This is a genomic window from Streptomyces sp. NPDC050743 (assembly GCF_044456925.1).
Taxonomy (GTDB): domain Bacteria; phylum Actinomycetota; class Actinomycetes; order Streptomycetales; family Streptomycetaceae; genus Streptomyces.
This window is the reverse complement of the sequence record NZ_JBITGJ010000143.1, coordinates 1-14,693: the sequence shown is the minus strand read 5'-3', so window position 1 is coordinate 14,693 and position 14,693 is coordinate 1. Positions and strand designations below refer to the sequence as shown.

The window sequence follows — 14,693 nt, the reverse complement described above, 5'->3', positions numbered from 1 at the left end:
TCCATCATGCACACGACATGACACGAGGACGGAACCGTCCCATCACCCACGAACGGGCGACACCACATCATCAGGAACGGGACTTAACGCCCTCTAAGAAGACGATCACTGGAGACCTGCCGCGATGTCGTTGCCGAAGCGGTCGGTGAGCAGGGCCGTTCGCGGGTGAGGCTGAGCTGGGGCTTTGACAGAAATCAAACCGCCGTTCCCAATCGCGCGGAGATCATTACCCGACTGCGTGCATAGTACAATCATATAGGCCTCCGGCCCCTCCGAAGCAGTGCCGCTCCGCCGACATGATCGGCTGCAATGTCAGGGGTTTTCTCGTTACTCCACAGCGCGGCCGATGAGTTTGGGGCTCCCGGCCGGTCCAAGCTCGTGACACCCTAGGAAAGGACACCGCCATGTCGGAGCTTCTCGTCGACTTCATCACCTCCCTCGACGGCCACGCATCGGGAGAGGGATGGCCCGGGTTCTGGGGCCTCGAGGGCCCGGAGTACCTCGCATGGCTCGGCGAGCAGCCCGAGGCCACCTACCTGATGGGAGCGAACACCTACCGCCTGATGTCGGGCTTCGCCGCAGGCGAGGTCCCGAATGGCCAAGACGAGTTCAGGCCCGAAGAAGAGGCGTCCGTCGACGAGCTCACGCAAGCGTCCAAGGTGGTGTTCTCCTCCTCACTCGAGGAGCCACTGACGTGGGCCAACTCCGCGCTCGTCCGCGACGACGCCGTCGAGGCGGTCCGCGCCATGAAGTCGAGTGGCTCGGGGCTCCTCAGCACGATCGGCAGCCTCAGCCTGTGCCGGTCCCTGCTACGAGCCGGACTTGTCGACCGCTTCCGGGTCGTGATGTTCCCGGTGATCACCGGGGCCACGGGTGAAGAACGCATCTACGACGGCTATCCGGACGTTGCCCTTGAGATGATCGAGCACCGCACCTTCGACGGCCGCATCCAGCTGGTTGAGTACAAGCCCCGCGTGCTCGAGCACCCGCCGCTCGGCGTCCCTGCGTGACGTCGCCCCGTCCGGCTGGGACCGCGCCATGGTCCCGCTCGGTGTCTGCCGTACCAGGCCGACGGTCCCGGCCTGCGCCTGGCCGTACCCGGGGGCCCGTCAGGGGACCGGCCCCCGGCCCCCGCTACTGTTCGGCGATTGTGTCGATGCGCGCGCGGAGGAGGTCGGCGTGGCCGTTGTGCCGCGCGTACTCCTCGATCATGTGGGTGAGGATGTAGCGGAGAGAGAAGACGTCGTCTCGGTACCGCCCGGTGACGTCGGGGGACTGGGCGGCATCCACGATGTCGCGGGATCGGGCGCACTCCTCGTGCCAGATCGCGAACGCCTCTAACGGGTCTGCGGTGTCGACGTCGAAAGCGCCGCCGTCACTTCGGGGCCAGTGCACATCACTGTGCTCGCCGTTCAACACGTTCCGGAACCAGGTCCGCTCGACGTCAGCCATGTGCCGGACGAGGCCGAGCAGCGACAAGCCCGAGGGCCGCACGGCCTTTTCCCTGAGCTGCTCGGCTGTGAGCCCCGCACATGCCATGGCCAGCGTGTCACGCTGGCGCTGCAGGAAGCCGGTCAGCGTGGCGAGCTCATCGGCCACCCGCGGAGGTTCGGTCCTCTCCCGGTTGTCCATCGGACCATCATGACAGGGAGGGGCGCACGGCAGTCGGATCTCTGCGGCTGGCCTGCGCCGCCGATGACCGGCTGCCGCTCGGCGGTTCGGCTCGAGCCTTCGGAGTGTGGAGGCCGGCCTTGGCACGCGTCCGGTGGTGGCTCCCCCCGCCCCGCCGTGGGCCGACGCCGTGGTGCACGGCCTCGGGGCGGCTCCCTCTTTTTTGCGCCCGGGAGACGCGGCACGGGGCCGTGGCGCGCAGCGCCCTCGGCCCACCCGTCCCCGGGGCCGGCGGCCCCTGCCCTGCGCCCGACCGTCCCGGGTCCCGTCAGGGGCCCGGCCCCCACCCTCGTTGAGCCCCCGTCAGGGGGCGTGCCCAGCCGGCCAACGGCCGGTCCCGCGTGTGTGGGGCAGTCGGCTGTCGCACGGCGCCCGTGGGAGGCGGCGGCCGCCGCGCCGTGGTCCCCATGCTGCGCCTCGCCCTCGCCGGGGGCCGGCGGCGCCGGGCCCCCGACCGCCCGGGCCCTGCCAGGGGGCCCGGCCTTTGCCCTTGCGGAAGCCCCCGGCCAGGGGGCTTCCGCAAGCCGGCCAACGGCAGGCCCCCGGGCGGCGATGTCGGCTGCCCGGAGACGTGGCGTACGGCCTGAAAAGCGTTACGTGGTCTGGCCCTTGACGACGTGCAGGGACACCGGAATCGGCGGCACCCAGTACGGGGTGTCGCTGCGAAGGATCAAGGATGCGGTCCAGTCACCGGGCCGGCCGATCTCGCCTGCGTTCAGCGTCACCGTGAACGAAGCGCTCTGCCCCGGCCGCAGTGTGAACCGGTGCGGGCTCTCCGACAGCCAGGGCACGTCCGACTCGGTCTGGGCGTACCCCGGTAGCAGGTCCGCCGTGGCAACCGGAATGGGGAAGCGGGGCTGGCCGCTGCCGCCCACCCGGTACAGGCCGGGTGCGCCGCCGCCCCGGTAGACCGCGGTGGGGGCGTCGGGCAGCGCGCTCCAGGTGTCCGTGGCCGGGTCGTAGGCGTAGCCCTCCGCGGTGAGCACGCGGTTCACCCCGACGCGTTTGAAGCCGCCGGAGACCAGGAGCTGTCCGTTGGCGGAGGCGTAGACGCCGGCGGCCAGGCCCACCGGCATGTCGGCGATGGACTGCCAGCTGTTGGACGCCGGGTCGTAGACGTAGCCGACACCGGTCTCGACGTAGTCGTGGTTGCCGCCCGCGCAGTACAGCTTGCCGTTGATCACGCCGCACGAGGCCCAGCTGATCGTCTGGGGGTAGTCCGCTGCCTTGGACCACGTGCCGGAGCGCGGGTCGAAGACGTACACGGTGCTCGAGCAGTCGGTGTTGGTGCATCCGCCGACCACGTAGAGCCGCCCGTCGAGTACGGCGCTCGCCGCCCCGAAGCGCCCCTCGGGGATGTCGGGGCCCTTGGTCCAGGTGCCGCTCGCGGCGTTGTACACCTGCATGGTGCGGCTCACCACCTCGTCGGGGGCCCAGCCGCCCACGGTGTACAGGCGGCTGCCGATGAAGCCGTGCGCGGTGGCCTGCCGGGGCTCAGGGGCACTGGTGCCCCGGGTCCAGGCGCCAGTCGAGGGGTCGTAGACGTAGAGGTCGGCGGTGGGGTTGTGGCCGTCCGCCGTACCGAGAGCGGAGTAGAGCCTGCCTTGGTAGTTCTCCACCGCGTTGTCCATCACGGGGACGGGGAGGTCGGGCAGTCCGTGCCAGGCAGTGCCCGGGCCAGCGGTGTCGGGTCCGGTTCCGGTGCGTTCGCCGATCCGGATCGTCGCGGGAGCGGTGCCGGTGTTGCGTACGGTCACCTTGCGCACCACCGTGCCGTGCGGCGTGGTGGTCGCCTCGATCCGGGTGGTGCCGACCGACAGGCGCCCCGCCTTGAGGACGAACGAGCCCTTGGTGGCGTGGTCCTCAGCCACGGTGGCCGTGAGGGAGGCGGTGCTGAAGGAGGGCTTGGCCGCCACGAAGGTGTGGCGGCCGCCGCCAGGGACGAAGAGCCGGTAGAGACCGTCACCGACCCGCGGGTCACCGGTGGTGGCCACGGTCGGCGCCGAGGGCCCGCCGGTGGAGCCGGTGCTCACTGCGGCGCCGACCAGTCCTCGTCCGGTGTTGGCGTCGGTGACGGTACCCGTGAGCACGCCGCCGGGGACGGGGGTGAGGACCCGCTCGGCGACCGTCACGTCATCGACGGCCCAGAGCATGCCCGGGCCGGTGAAGTGGAAACGCGCCTGTACCGCTTCCTTCCCGGCGTAGGCGGTCAGCGGGATCTCCACTCGGCCGCTGGCCCACAGTTGGTCCTGGTGCCACACCGTGGTCCAGGTCCGGCCGCCGTCGGCGGTGACGTCCACATCGCCGGTCTGCTCCGCGGACCCCTCGTAGTCGGTGCTGAACGCCAGTTCGGGGTCGCCGGTGCGGCTGAAGTCGTAGATGGGGCTGACCAGTTGTGTGTCCAGGGCCGTGTCCCAGCCGGCGTGGTCGTTGTCGGCGATGGCGAACCCGCCGGACCCTCCGGTGTTGTTGCCCCGGCTGCCCGGATCGTCGAAGGCCCAGCCTTGGCCGGTGCCCGAGGCGTTGACCACGCTCCAGCCTTGCGGTGCCCCGGTGGTGGAGTCGAAGGACTGGGTGTCCAGGGTGTCCACGTTCAGGGTGTAGGCCGGGTTGCCGTCGGCCCAGGTGTCGGCCGGCAGCGCCAGACCGACGCTTTGATCCGCGGTGCCCACCGCCACCTGCCGTACCAGGGACAGGTAGTGGGTGTCGTCGCTGACGACCCGCAGGGTGTAGGTGTGGTTCTCGGGCAGGTTCAGGCTGTAGGCACCGGTGTAGGCGTCGGACCAGACGGGAGCGCCCGGCACACCGTCCACGGTGATCTTCGCGTGGAGCGGCCAGCCGTGACCCGAGCCGTCGGTGACGGTGCCGGAGACACGGTGGGTGGCGAGCTTGCGCAGGGTGAAGTCCCGGGTCACGGCGCCGCCGTCGGTGACCTGGACGTCCGGTGCCTCGCCGGATGCGTAACCGTAGGCGGTGACCTGGACCTGATAGCCGCCGACCGGCAGCGGCAGGATGTAGTGGCCCCGGCTGTCGGTGGTGGCGGTGTGGATGCCGGCGGTCACCTGGGCCGCGGCGACCGGTGCGCCGGTGGCGGTGTCGGTGACGGTGCCCGAGAGGGTGCCGTGGGCGCCCATACGGAACGCCGTCAGTCCGTCAGGGGTGCCCAGCCCGGTGGGCCCGTCGTAGCCGGTGCCCGCGGTGCACAGATACGCCGGTGAGCACTTCCCGTTCGACCCCGTCGTCACGTCGTGCAGCCCGGCGCCGCCGTCGGCGTACGGGTAGGCGTTGGGGTACGTCCCGGCGACCGGGGTCCCGGCGTTCGCGTACACGCCCGCGATGATCGGTGCCGAAGCGCTGGTACCGCCGGCCATGCCCCAGCCGCCGGAATTGCCGTAGGTGTCGTAGACGGCAACACCAGTGGCCGGGTCGGCCACGGCGGAGACGTCGGCGACGGTACGGCCGGGACAGCTGGTGTCCTGCTGGAAGGCGGGCTTGGGCTCGTACAGGGAGCAGCCGGAACCGGTACCGCTGCCGTCGTGGTTCCACACCGACTCGGACCAGCCGCGGGCAGCAGCCGGATCCTTGGTGAGCGTCGTGCCGCCGACCGCCGTGACGTGCGGGGATGCGGCGGGATAGGCGACGCCGTAGCGGTTGTCGCCGGAGGAGGCGACGATCGCGACGCCCGGGTGGTCGTAGTGCACGTCCGCCGCCGACTCGGCGGGGTCCTCGGGGTAGAAGGCGTAGTTGGAGCCGTAGGAGTTGGAGACGTATCCGGCGCCGAGCGCCACCGCCTGGTCCACGGCGGCCCCCAGGTCGTCGATGGCGGGCTTGTCGGCCTCGACCAGCAGGATCCTCGCGTCGGGGGCGACGGCGGAGACCATGTCCAGGTCGAGCGAGATCTCTGTGGCCCAGCCGGGGTCCGGGGCGGGGTAGTCGGTTCCGCCGCGCTGGTCGACCTTGGTGAAGCAGCCGTTGGCCGTGGTGCAGGCGGGCAGCCCGTACTGTGCGCGGTAGACGGCGAGGTCGGCCTCGGCGTTGGGGTTGTCGAAGGCGTCGACGATGGCGATGGTCTTGGCCGCCCCTCCGTCCGCGGGAAGGCCGTAGGCGCTGCGCAGATCGGCCGGGCCGAATCCCTGAGGGGAGTCCTCGGCGGCCCGCAGGCCCTTGTGCGGCATGACGTCGGTGCGGCGGAGGCCGAAGCAGGTGAACTCGTGCGGCTTAGGCGGCCCGCACAGCGGCTCGACATGGCCGGGCAACTCGTGGGTGGATGTGGACGACTTCGCGGTCTTCTCGCCGACACCAGCCTGGGCGGGAGTCTGGGCGCCGAGCGCCGTCAGCACGGCGGTGCTCAGCAGAGCCGCACCGACGGCCGGCCATCTCCGCCGGCGTGGCACCGGTCTCCGGGATATGGACAAATCACAACTCCTGTGGACTTCTTGAAGGCAGAGGCACACGCCGTGCCCAGATCAGTGAGTTGCAGATCCATCCGGAAAAGTTCACGGGACCTACCGCTTTTTTCTGCCTGGTCGGCCCCGAGTGAACGGCACACGGCGCGCCTCCGGTGGGCAGCGGCGGCCGGAGCCTCACGACCGGGCACCGTCCTTCAGACCGGCTGCACCGGCCTCGACCTCTCGTGACAGTTCGTCGGCGCCGCCGTCGAGGACACCTTCGCCTACCGACGCCCGCGTGCTGGCGCCGCCCGCCTCACCGCCGAACACACCGGCGCCCGCCTGCTGTCGTTCCACCATGCGGGCATCACCCGCACGGCGCTGACCGTCGGCGGCTCCGAACACGTCGGTCTGCCCGAAGCCTTCCCGCACCTCGACAGTGTCGACGTGGGCCTGGGCTGGTTCGGCCGATGGACCCGCCTCGTCCAGACCACCACCCACCTCGCCGCACCGCTGTTGCGCACCACGACGATCCGCAGCTCGGTCACCAAGCTCTCCCACCATATTCCCGGATCCACGCGCGAACCCGACACCGACGGCCGAGCCCTTGTCGTTGCCGTCGCCCGCGACGCGGCAGGCCGAGTCCTGGCCACAACCGCTCTCACCGGACCCGACCCCTACGAGATGACCGGCTCTCTGCTCGCCTGGGGCGCCGGCCATGCCGCCGCCCCCCGCACCACCCTCACCCCCGGCGCCCACGGCCCCGTCGCAGCCTTCGGACTCCAGACACTCCGCCTCGGCGCCGCACAGGCTGGCCTGCACGAAACCGAGCGGACAGCGATCCCGAAGTAGCGACAAAGGGCGTATCACGCCCGCTTTCGAAACACGGCCTAATTAAAGGGTGTTGCACAAGGCCGTGATCAAGCAGCCTGAAGCGGGAGGCTGGGCTTGTCGGGTCATGCGGCGAGGGCGAGGTTGTGCATGCGGGCCAGGGCCTGTACCGCGTGATGGAGGCCGGCGCCGCGCTGCCGGCAGTTGCGGAGGATCTTGTAATTCTTCATCCGGGAGAAGACGTGCTCGACGCGTGCGCGGACCTTGCGGTGGGCGGTGTTGTCCTCTTCCTCGCCCTTCAGCAGTGCCCGTCCGGGCCGTTCGCGATGCGGGACGATCAGACCGGCGTTGATATAGGCGCCGTCGCCGAGCACCGTCGCACCGTTGCAGTGCTCGGCCAGACCGGAGTCCCGCCATGCCCTCGCATCCGCGGTGTTGCCCCGCGCGGGACGGGCCGCCGCCACCACGAGACGGGTCTCCGCGTCGACGATGACTTGCACGTTCGCCGAGAAGCGGTAGTTACGGGAGGAAGCGCCCACGCCGCGGTCACGGACTGGGATGAGCGTGCCGTCCACGATCCACATCCGCTCCGGGGCATCAGCCGAGCGGGCAACCGGCTCGAGCGCGAGCAGTGGCCCCAGCCGCTGGATCACCCGGCACACCCTGGAGGAGGAGACGCCGAACAGCGGGCCCAGCTGCCGCAGGGTCAGGTTCGTTCGGAAACACACCGCGACCATCAGGACCCGCTCGGCCAACGGCAACGACCACGGCCGGCCCCGCAGCGTGCCGTTGCCGCCCCGCTCCCGCACCACCTTCAACGGACCCGAAAACTGCGTCATCCGCAGCCCCGTGAACGTCTCCACTCACACCTGCTCAACACGTAACGCCGCGGCCATATAACGGAGATGCCCAGCTCACGGCCTTGTGCAACACCCTTTAGCGCGGTTCGTGCCACCAGGTATCGCATCCACACTGACCGGGCGAGTCCGAGCGTGAGGCCAAATGGGAGTCCGAGCCCGAACCTTGCAAGCGCAGCTGGGGCCAAGAGAGACCAAGCTGGTCCGCGAGGGCGCCCACATCCGGGCCCCGCTCGTCGTCGGGTACCGAGTCCCAGGCCAAGATGGCGCTCGGCGACAAGGCGGTGAACGCCGGCGCGGCGCCGCACCTGCTCCGCCAAGGCCTCGATAAGGGAACCTTCGTCGTCGCGGGCGACGGCATCGACATCCCGGCCGGCGAGCCATCCATCACCGTCCGCACCCAGTTCATCGATACCAACGCCGCCAAGGAGATCGCCGACCGCGCCCGCCAGCTGCGCGATGGCATCGCCACCGTCCACCAGCTCGAAGCCGTCCCCGACGTCGACTACCTCCTGGACCTGGCCGCCGTCGTCGGCAACGACAAGCGCGTGCGCACCACCGAGGTGCTGCACCGGCTCAAGACCCGCAACCACGCCGTCTACGAGCACTGGACCGGTGCCCGCCTCAAGGCCCTGCTCGCCGAGTACGGCGAAGAACCCGGCGTCCTCGACGGCTACCCCGTAGTGCGCCAGAAAAGCGTCCAGCGGGCCCTCGAACGCCGCGCGGGGGGGATGGGCTGTTCGGCTCCGGTGCGGCTTGGGCCGGTCCGGCCTTGTGCAGTATCGCGGCGGTGAGGTGGTGCGGCGGCGGGCGGTAGCCGCTGCCGGTATCCGGTTGGCCTCCGGGCCGTGGGTGGTCTCGATGGCCGTCGGCGGATCCGCCGGATCACCGTGCTGTGTGAAGGTGCGGCCGTTGTGTCCGGTGTTGAGTTCGGCCGGGGTGTTCGGGTGGCCGCCATGCCGTGGGCCTGCGGCGGTGCGCCCTCGGTGATTGCTCGGGGAGCCGTTGTCGGCGGGGGTGGGGTGGGTGGGGTTATTCCGTGTCTGGGGTGTGGTGGTCCATGGGATAGCTCACCCCCCCAAGAAGTTGAATGATGAACTACTGGCTCGTAGGATCTCTGGTGTCGAATCAAAGGGGATCGACTCTGCTGGATTGCGTAAGCAAGGCAAATGGAGGACAGTGATCATGTTTAGCAAGCTTGTGCGGCGGGCCGCTGTTGCGGCTGCCACCCTCGGTGTCGCAGGTGGGGCCCTGTTCGCGGCCGGGGGCAGCGCATCCGCGGCGTCCCTTCCCGCCGGCGCGGGCGCTCCCCGGGTCGCGGTGTATACCGATGGTGACCATGAGAACTCCTACGGTAACGGCGACCGCTACGGCTCCTACGGCTACTTCGGCCACGGTCCCTACGGTCACGGTGGCTCCTACGGCTACTACGGTCACGGTCTCTACGGCCGCGGTTACGACGGCTGGTTCGAGGACGGTGACGCTTGGTGCCGCTACGACCACGGCGCCTGGTACCGCTATGACGGTCACCGCTTCTACCGCCTGCACCACGGCACTTGGACCGAGTGGACGTATGCCGGCTTCCACGGCTTCCACCACTACGCCGTCTGAGACCGCGCCCCCGCGACCGCACGCGCGGCCGGTACGGCACGATGACGCGCGCGGGCGCCTCTTGACGGGACAGGGGTGCCCGCGCGTCACCACGCCGGGTGGACAGTCTTGGCGTTGCGGTGCAGATACTGTAGGAGGTGGAGAGCCGGTCAGGGCGCCGAGGGTGGCAGCCCGTCGGCCAGGCGCCGCATCCGGCGCCCGAACATCCGCACGGGCCGCGCCCACAGGAGAACGGCCCCGCCCGGCGGCGCGGCCAGGGCAGGGCCGTGCAGGGGATCGCCGGCGTACCAGACCGGCCCCCGCTCAGCGCCCAGCACGCGCCAGTTCCAGCGCCAGGCGACCACCGACAGCACCCGCCCGCCTTCCTGTGCAGGCAGGAGGGCCGGCTGACCGACTCCCAGCGGCAGCACCTGATACCTGCCGTCCCACACACGCCAAGGATGCCGAGCCGCGAGGCGACGCATGCGTGGGATGTTGACCAGGCCCGCCAGCCCGCCACCGAGCGGCAGTAAGCCGAAGCTGACGACTGCGATCAGTAGGTGGTGGACCGGACCCGACGGCCCCGGCCGTCCGGGCGAGGCTAGGGCCAGCACACCAGCCACGAAAGCGCCGAGCCCGGCGAGAGCGAATCCCGCCGACCTGGCCGCATAGCGGCGCAACGCCCTGCGCGTCGCGGGCAGCGACAGCGCCACCCCCAGCGGCAGCTCCTGTCCTGACCGGCCCGCTTCGTCCATGCACGCAGTGTCCCGCCGGCGACGGTCCGCCGGCCAGATGTGTGCCCTCCACCGCCCTTGTCGGAGGCGCTCGGGCGCCTGCTCACCGCGGGCTGAAAACCCCCGTCATGGGATCCGAAATATGTGACAAGTCCGCTGTTGATCACTGAGCTCTTTCGTGCGCCCAGCAGAACAGGAGGTGACACCGTGACGTAGCGGTGTTCTTGCTGTTCGTAAGCTCGTCGTCGCTTGCCGGTGGAAGTCCGGTCCGGGTAGCTGCCAGGAGGCCCGGTAGCAGGCTGGCGGCGCCGGAGGGAAACGTCCGGCGTCGAAGCCCAGCGTCAAAGGCCCTGCAAGGGGGAGCGACGATACGGTCCGTAGCATCACGCGAAGCCTGCGGCGTCGTTACTCAGCCATCCTTTCGGGTGGAACGAGGGAGTGCCGAGCCCTTCGAAATCGGGGCGAAGGCCATGGAAGCGGTGAAGATCCTGGACGGGCAGCCGTGAAGGACTCCCCGGCGTATGGGGCGCGGAACGTATCGATAGTGACGGCGGGAACTGGGGAGGCCCTCCCCGGCCCGATGACCTGCGGATAGACGTCATCGGAAGCGACGCGTCCTATAACCGGTGACCCCGGGAAGTGGACGCGGGCCGGGTGGGCGTCGGAGGTGGCCGTAGTACCGCTTGAGCCGAGGAGACAACACAACTCCCGGTGAGGGAAGGGCCACTGCTTCGTCGGTGCGTCATGGGGACAAGGAGGGGCCCGGTGAGTGCCGGTATGGCTAGTCCCGCCGTCGGGGGACGTACTCCCTCGGACAAGGTCCGTGCCTTGCAGCATGCGCTTTACCGGTCGGCCAAGGCCGATCCCGGACGGCGGTTCCACGCGCTGGGAGACAAGATCCACCGCAGGGATGTTCTCCGGCGCGCGTGGGCCATGGTGCGTGCAAACAACGGCGCACCAGGCATCGACCGCACCACCCTGGCCCAGGTCGAGGAGTACGGCATCGATCGTCTCCTCGGCGAACTGGCCGACGAGTTGAGGCAGGGCCGGTATCGGTCTTCGCCCGCCCGCCGGGTGTTCATCCCCAAGCCTGGGGTGAGGGACGAGCGCAGGCCGCTGTCCGTCCCGACGGTTCGTGACCGCATCGTGCAGGCCGCGATGAAGATCGTGCTCGAGCCGGTCTTCGAGGCCGACATGCTGCCGTGCAGCTTTGGGTTCCGCCCGAAACGCTCGGCGCACGATGCCCTGCAGGTGCTCATCGACGAGCATCATCGGGGCAGGCGGTGGGTGGTGGAGACGGACATTGCCGAGTGTTTCTCGGCGATTCCGCATGAGGAGTTGATGCGCGCGGTCGAAGAGCGCGTCTGTGACCAGTCCGTTCTCAAGCTCCTGCGGCAGATTCTGCGGGCCGGGGTGATGGAGGACGGGCAGGTGCGGCGGCCGGTAACCGGGACCCCGCAGGGCGGTGTGAGCACGCCCCCAACACAATGGATAACTCAGGCGTGTGTCACCCTCTGTATCGGTGGAGTCGTGTTGTCGATCACTCTCGGTGGCCCGTTCTCGGACGGGGATACGGTGTCGGATCGTGATCTTTTCGGGGCCGATGAGGACGTCTTTGACCAGGAGCCGCAGGACGCGCTGCCGTTCGGGGACCTCGGCTGTGGCGGCGTTGGTGCGGAGCTGGGCGAGGAAGCCTTCCAGGTCGTCGGCGAGTTTGAGGTAGGCGTCGCGGTTGGCGAGCTGGGTTTTAAGAGCGTCGAGTTGGCCGCGGAGGTTGGACTCGCGGGCTCGCAGGTCGGGCATCCGGGTGCGCAGTTCGTCGATGGTGATCAGCTGTTCCTGGTAGGCCTCGATCATGCGGGTGATGGCGGTGGTGGCCTTGGCCAGGGCCAGCTTGAGGCGGGCGCGTTGGTGTAGGGCGGGGTCGGAGGTGCGGGCCCGCTGAAGGCGTTTGTCGATCTCGATGCGGATCAGGTGGGGGTCGGCGAGGAGAGCGGTGATGTGCTCCCAGACGACCGCGTCGAGGTAGTCGGCGCGGACGGGCTTGTTGGGGCAGATGCGGCCGCCCTCGTAGCGGTAGTCGTCGGAGCCCAGGCACCGGTAGTAGTAGATCTTTCGGTTCTTGGTGCGGGTTGAGGTGCGGTAGTAGCCGTATCCGCAGCCGGCGCAGGCGGCCAGGCCCTGGAGCAGGGAGGGGACCTTGCTGTTGCGGGAGGCGTACTTCTTGTTGTCGGCCAGGCGCTGAGTTGCGCGTTCGAACGTGGCGCGGTTGATGATCGCGGGGACCGGGATGGCGATCCATTCCTCGCGGGGGCGGTCGGCGGCCTTGACGGCGCGCGGGGTGGAGCGGCCCTGCAGACGGGCGACGCGGTTCAGGCCCGGTGACTCGTGGACGATCATCGTTTTGCCGAAGACGGCTGATCCCATGTAGGCGGGGTTGCGGAGCATGCCCCATACGACGCTGCGGTCCCACCGGGCCTTGCCGGTGCGGGTTTGGGTGCCGGTGTTGGTGAGCCAGCGGGTCAGCTCGGCGATCGAGGCGCCCTCGTCGACGTAGCGGCGAAACAGCTCGGCCACCAGCGCCGCCTCGTGCTCGACGATCTCGTAAGTCGCGCCGTGGTCAGGGGTTTTTCGCAGGTAGCGGTAGCCGAACGGGGCGCCACCGAGCACGTTGACCGAGCCGGTGCGGGCCCGGTAGGTCTTGCCGCGTCGGTAGCGTTCCATCAGCTGGGCCTTCTCGTATTCCGCGAACATGCCCTGGAACTGGATCAGGAGCTGGTCTTCCGGGCTGTCGCCGCGCGGGCCCTTGACGAACTCCACCCGGCAGCCGGAACGGGCGAACTCATCGATCAGCAGGGCCTGGTAGGCGAACTTGCGGGCCAGCCGGTCCGGGCTGTAGCACAGCACCACATCCACGCATCCGGTGGCGATCAGGTCCCGCAGCCGTTCCAGGGCGGGGCGCACCAGGGTGGCGCCGGAGTGGCCCTCGTCCTCGAAGACCCACTCCTCGGGCAGTTCAAGGTGCAGCCCGGCGGCGTGCGCGCGCAGCGCGGCGGTCTGCGAGGCGATCGTCTGGTCCTTCTTCTGCCGGGCCGACGACATCCGGGCGTAGATCGCGGCACTGGTCACCACTGGGCCCTCCCTCGTCCCTGCCGCCGCGCACCCGGGCCCGGCGCTGGGGCACCAGCAGCGCGTAGGCCGCGGACAGATCCGCATCCACGTGCCGGTCGAAGACATACTCTGACTCCAGCAGCCGGGCCTTCATCGGCCCGCGTGCCCCTCGGGGGCGTCCCGGTCGAGGAACTCGGCCAGTGCCCGGGCCACCACCGCCGAGATCGTGGCGTCCATCTCGCGCGCATGGGCGCGTACCTGCCCGGCCAGTGATCCCGGCAGCTTGACGGTGAACACCACGCTCGTTTCGGGAACTTGAATCCGCCCAGTGGCCATGGCCTGCTCCACATACCGGCGTGCCTGGCGTACCGACACGCCATACCTGCTGGCCATCGTGTGAGCGGCAGCGGCGATGGGCACACCCGCCTCGACCAGGTCAGCGGCGGCATTGACCCGCCGTGCGTACTCGACGCCATCAACGCGATCACGACGCACCATGTCACAAACGTACTACCCATCGTGACGATCCCTACTCTCAGCGCGAGGAAGCAGTTCCAACCGCCGATAACCGAGCGTCACCTCGAAGCAGAAGTTGCCCATTGCGTTGGGGGCGTGATCTCACCGTTGATGTGCAACGTCTATCTGCACCGGCTCGACCGGTCATGGGATGAGCACGACGGGGTCTTGGTGCGGTATGCCGACGATGTGGTTGTGATGTGCTTCTCCCGCAGTCAGGCCGAACGGGCCCTTGCCCGTCTGGTTGAACTGCTGGGGGAGTTGGGGCTGAGGCCGAAGGAGTCCAAGACGAGGATCGTGCACTTGGAGGTGGGCGGGGAAGGCTTTGACTTCCTCGGGTTTCACCACCGTCAGGTTCGTTCCCGGGGACTGCACGGACGCCGACGCGTCGACTTCCTTGCCCGCTGGCCCTCGAGCCGGGCGATGCAGCACGCGCGTGACCGGATCCGGGAGATCGCTGCCCGGCGCCGGCTCCCGCTGCATCCGCAAGTGATTGTGGAGGACTTGAACCTGTTCCTCCGCGGGTGGATGGCGTACTTCCGCTACGGTCACTCCGCCCGCCGCTTCAGCAAGATCGGACGTTACGCGAGGGAGCGCGTCGCGCACTTCATCAGCAGAAAGCATCGGCGAAGCCGGGCCTTCGGCCGGTGGGTGCTGGCTGTCTCGCTTCCGAGGGATCTCGGTCTGATCAGCCCGTATGGAACCGTCGTCCCGCCCCGGGCCGGGAAGCCCTGGTGGGAAAGGCTGAATGCCGTCGGTGAACGGCGTCGGTGAGCCGTGTGCGGGAGAACCGCATGCACGGTTCGAAGCGGCGGGGGCTGGAAACGGAGCGGACGCACTCCGCCACCGCGCCAGCCCCCGACCCTACAGCGCTGCCGCTCCAGGGTGAGGACGGCCGCAGCGATGGACGTCATTCGATTTGGGCTGCACCGGGACCTGCGGAAGATCCGCCACGACTTCAGTCGTGCGACGCCGCGCTCGACCGGCGCCCGTGC

The 14,693-nt window shown here is 69.4% G+C and carries 12 protein-coding genes and 2 pseudogenes; 6 read left to right on the top strand and 8 right to left on the bottom strand.

Annotation, left to right across the window (positions count from 1 at the left end; genetic code table 11):
- Window positions 1-404 precede the first annotated feature (404 nt).
- Window positions 405-1,010, top strand: a complete 606-nt coding sequence (locus tag ACIBJF_RS47815; RefSeq protein ID WP_399184066.1) for a dihydrofolate reductase family protein — start codon at window positions 405-407, stop codon at window positions 1,008-1,010.
- A 124-nt stretch (window positions 1,011-1,134) separates the two neighbouring features.
- Here ACIBJF_RS47815 and ACIBJF_RS47810 read toward each other — a convergent pair whose 3' ends face one another.
- The 3 genes from ACIBJF_RS47810 to ACIBJF_RS47800 all read right to left on the bottom strand — a co-directional run bounded on the left by ACIBJF_RS47810 (window position 1,135) and on the right by ACIBJF_RS47800 (window position 6,491).
- Entirely contained in the window at window positions 1,135-1,599 is a 465-nt protein-coding gene (locus tag ACIBJF_RS47810) for a DinB family protein (RefSeq protein ID WP_399184065.1), read from the bottom strand.
- 665 nt (window positions 1,600-2,264) lie between these two features.
- Entirely contained in the window at window positions 2,265-6,011 is a 3,747-nt protein-coding gene (locus ACIBJF_RS47805) for a carboxypeptidase regulatory-like domain-containing protein (RefSeq protein WP_399184063.1), read from the bottom strand.
- 243 nt (window positions 6,012-6,254) lie between these two features.
- A complete protein-coding gene (locus tag ACIBJF_RS47800; RefSeq protein WP_399184061.1) occupies window positions 6,255-6,491 on the bottom strand; it encodes a hypothetical protein in 237 nt (78 codons plus the stop codon).
- A gap of 15 nt (window positions 6,492-6,506) precedes the next feature.
- Between ACIBJF_RS47800 and ACIBJF_RS47795 the strand changes: the two genes are divergently transcribed.
- On the top strand, window positions 6,507-6,911 hold the full coding sequence (locus ACIBJF_RS47795) for a hypothetical protein (protein ID WP_399184059.1): 405 nt from the start codon (window positions 6,507-6,509) through the stop codon (window positions 6,909-6,911).
- Window positions 6,912-7,015: 104 nt separating this feature from the next.
- Here the strand turns inward: ACIBJF_RS47795 and ACIBJF_RS47790 are convergent, their stop codons facing one another.
- Window positions 7,016-7,729: a transposase family protein gene (locus tag ACIBJF_RS47790; RefSeq protein ID WP_399184057.1), complete on the bottom strand. Its 714-nt coding sequence runs from the start codon at window positions 7,727-7,729 to the stop codon at window positions 7,016-7,018.
- A gap of 281 nt (window positions 7,730-8,010) precedes the next feature.
- Between ACIBJF_RS47790 and ACIBJF_RS47785 the strand changes: the two genes are divergently transcribed.
- Window positions 8,011-8,541 (top strand): hypothetical protein, encoded by a 531-nt coding sequence (locus tag ACIBJF_RS47785; protein WP_399184055.1) that lies wholly within the window; start codon window positions 8,011-8,013, stop codon window positions 8,539-8,541.
- Window positions 8,542-8,932: 391 nt separating this feature from the next.
- Complete coding sequence (locus tag ACIBJF_RS47780; RefSeq protein ID WP_399184053.1) at window positions 8,933-9,358, top strand: hypothetical protein; 426 nt, start codon at window positions 8,933-8,935, stop codon at window positions 9,356-9,358.
- 149 nt (window positions 9,359-9,507) lie between these two features.
- On the opposite strand, the gene ACIBJF_RS47775 is transcribed toward ACIBJF_RS47780, so the two are convergent.
- Window positions 9,508-10,092, bottom strand: a complete 585-nt coding sequence (locus ACIBJF_RS47775) for a hypothetical protein (protein WP_399184051.1) — start codon at window positions 10,090-10,092, stop codon at window positions 9,508-9,510.
- A 723-nt stretch (window positions 10,093-10,815) separates the two neighbouring features.
- Here ACIBJF_RS47775 and ACIBJF_RS47770 point away from each other — a divergent pair.
- On the top strand, window positions 10,816-11,988 hold the full coding sequence (locus tag ACIBJF_RS47770; protein WP_399184071.1) for a reverse transcriptase domain-containing protein: 1,173 nt from the start codon (window positions 10,816-10,818) through the stop codon (window positions 11,986-11,988).
- A gap of 93 nt (window positions 11,989-12,081) precedes the next feature.
- Here ACIBJF_RS47770 and ACIBJF_RS47765 read toward each other — a convergent pair.
- A pseudogene (locus ACIBJF_RS47765) lies at window positions 12,082-13,287 on the bottom strand (recombinase family protein); the annotation flags it as partial.
- Window positions 13,288-13,332: 45 nt separating this feature from the next.
- The gene (locus tag ACIBJF_RS47760) at window positions 13,333-13,680 is read right to left on the bottom strand and encodes a hypothetical protein (protein ID WP_399184073.1); all 348 of its coding nucleotides are present in this window, start codon (window positions 13,678-13,680) and stop codon (window positions 13,333-13,335) included.
- Window positions 13,681-13,794: 114 nt separating this feature from the next.
- Between ACIBJF_RS47760 and ACIBJF_RS47755 the strand changes: the two genes are divergently transcribed.
- Window positions 13,795-14,472, top strand: coding sequence for a group II intron maturase-specific domain-containing protein (locus tag ACIBJF_RS47755; protein ID WP_399184069.1), 678 nt, complete (start codon window positions 13,795-13,797; stop codon window positions 14,470-14,472).
- A gap of 95 nt (window positions 14,473-14,567) precedes the next feature.
- On the opposite strand, the pseudogene ACIBJF_RS47750 reads toward ACIBJF_RS47755, so the two are convergent.
- Window positions 14,568-14,693: pseudogene (locus tag ACIBJF_RS47750) on the bottom strand (IS5/IS1182 family transposase); the annotation flags it as partial.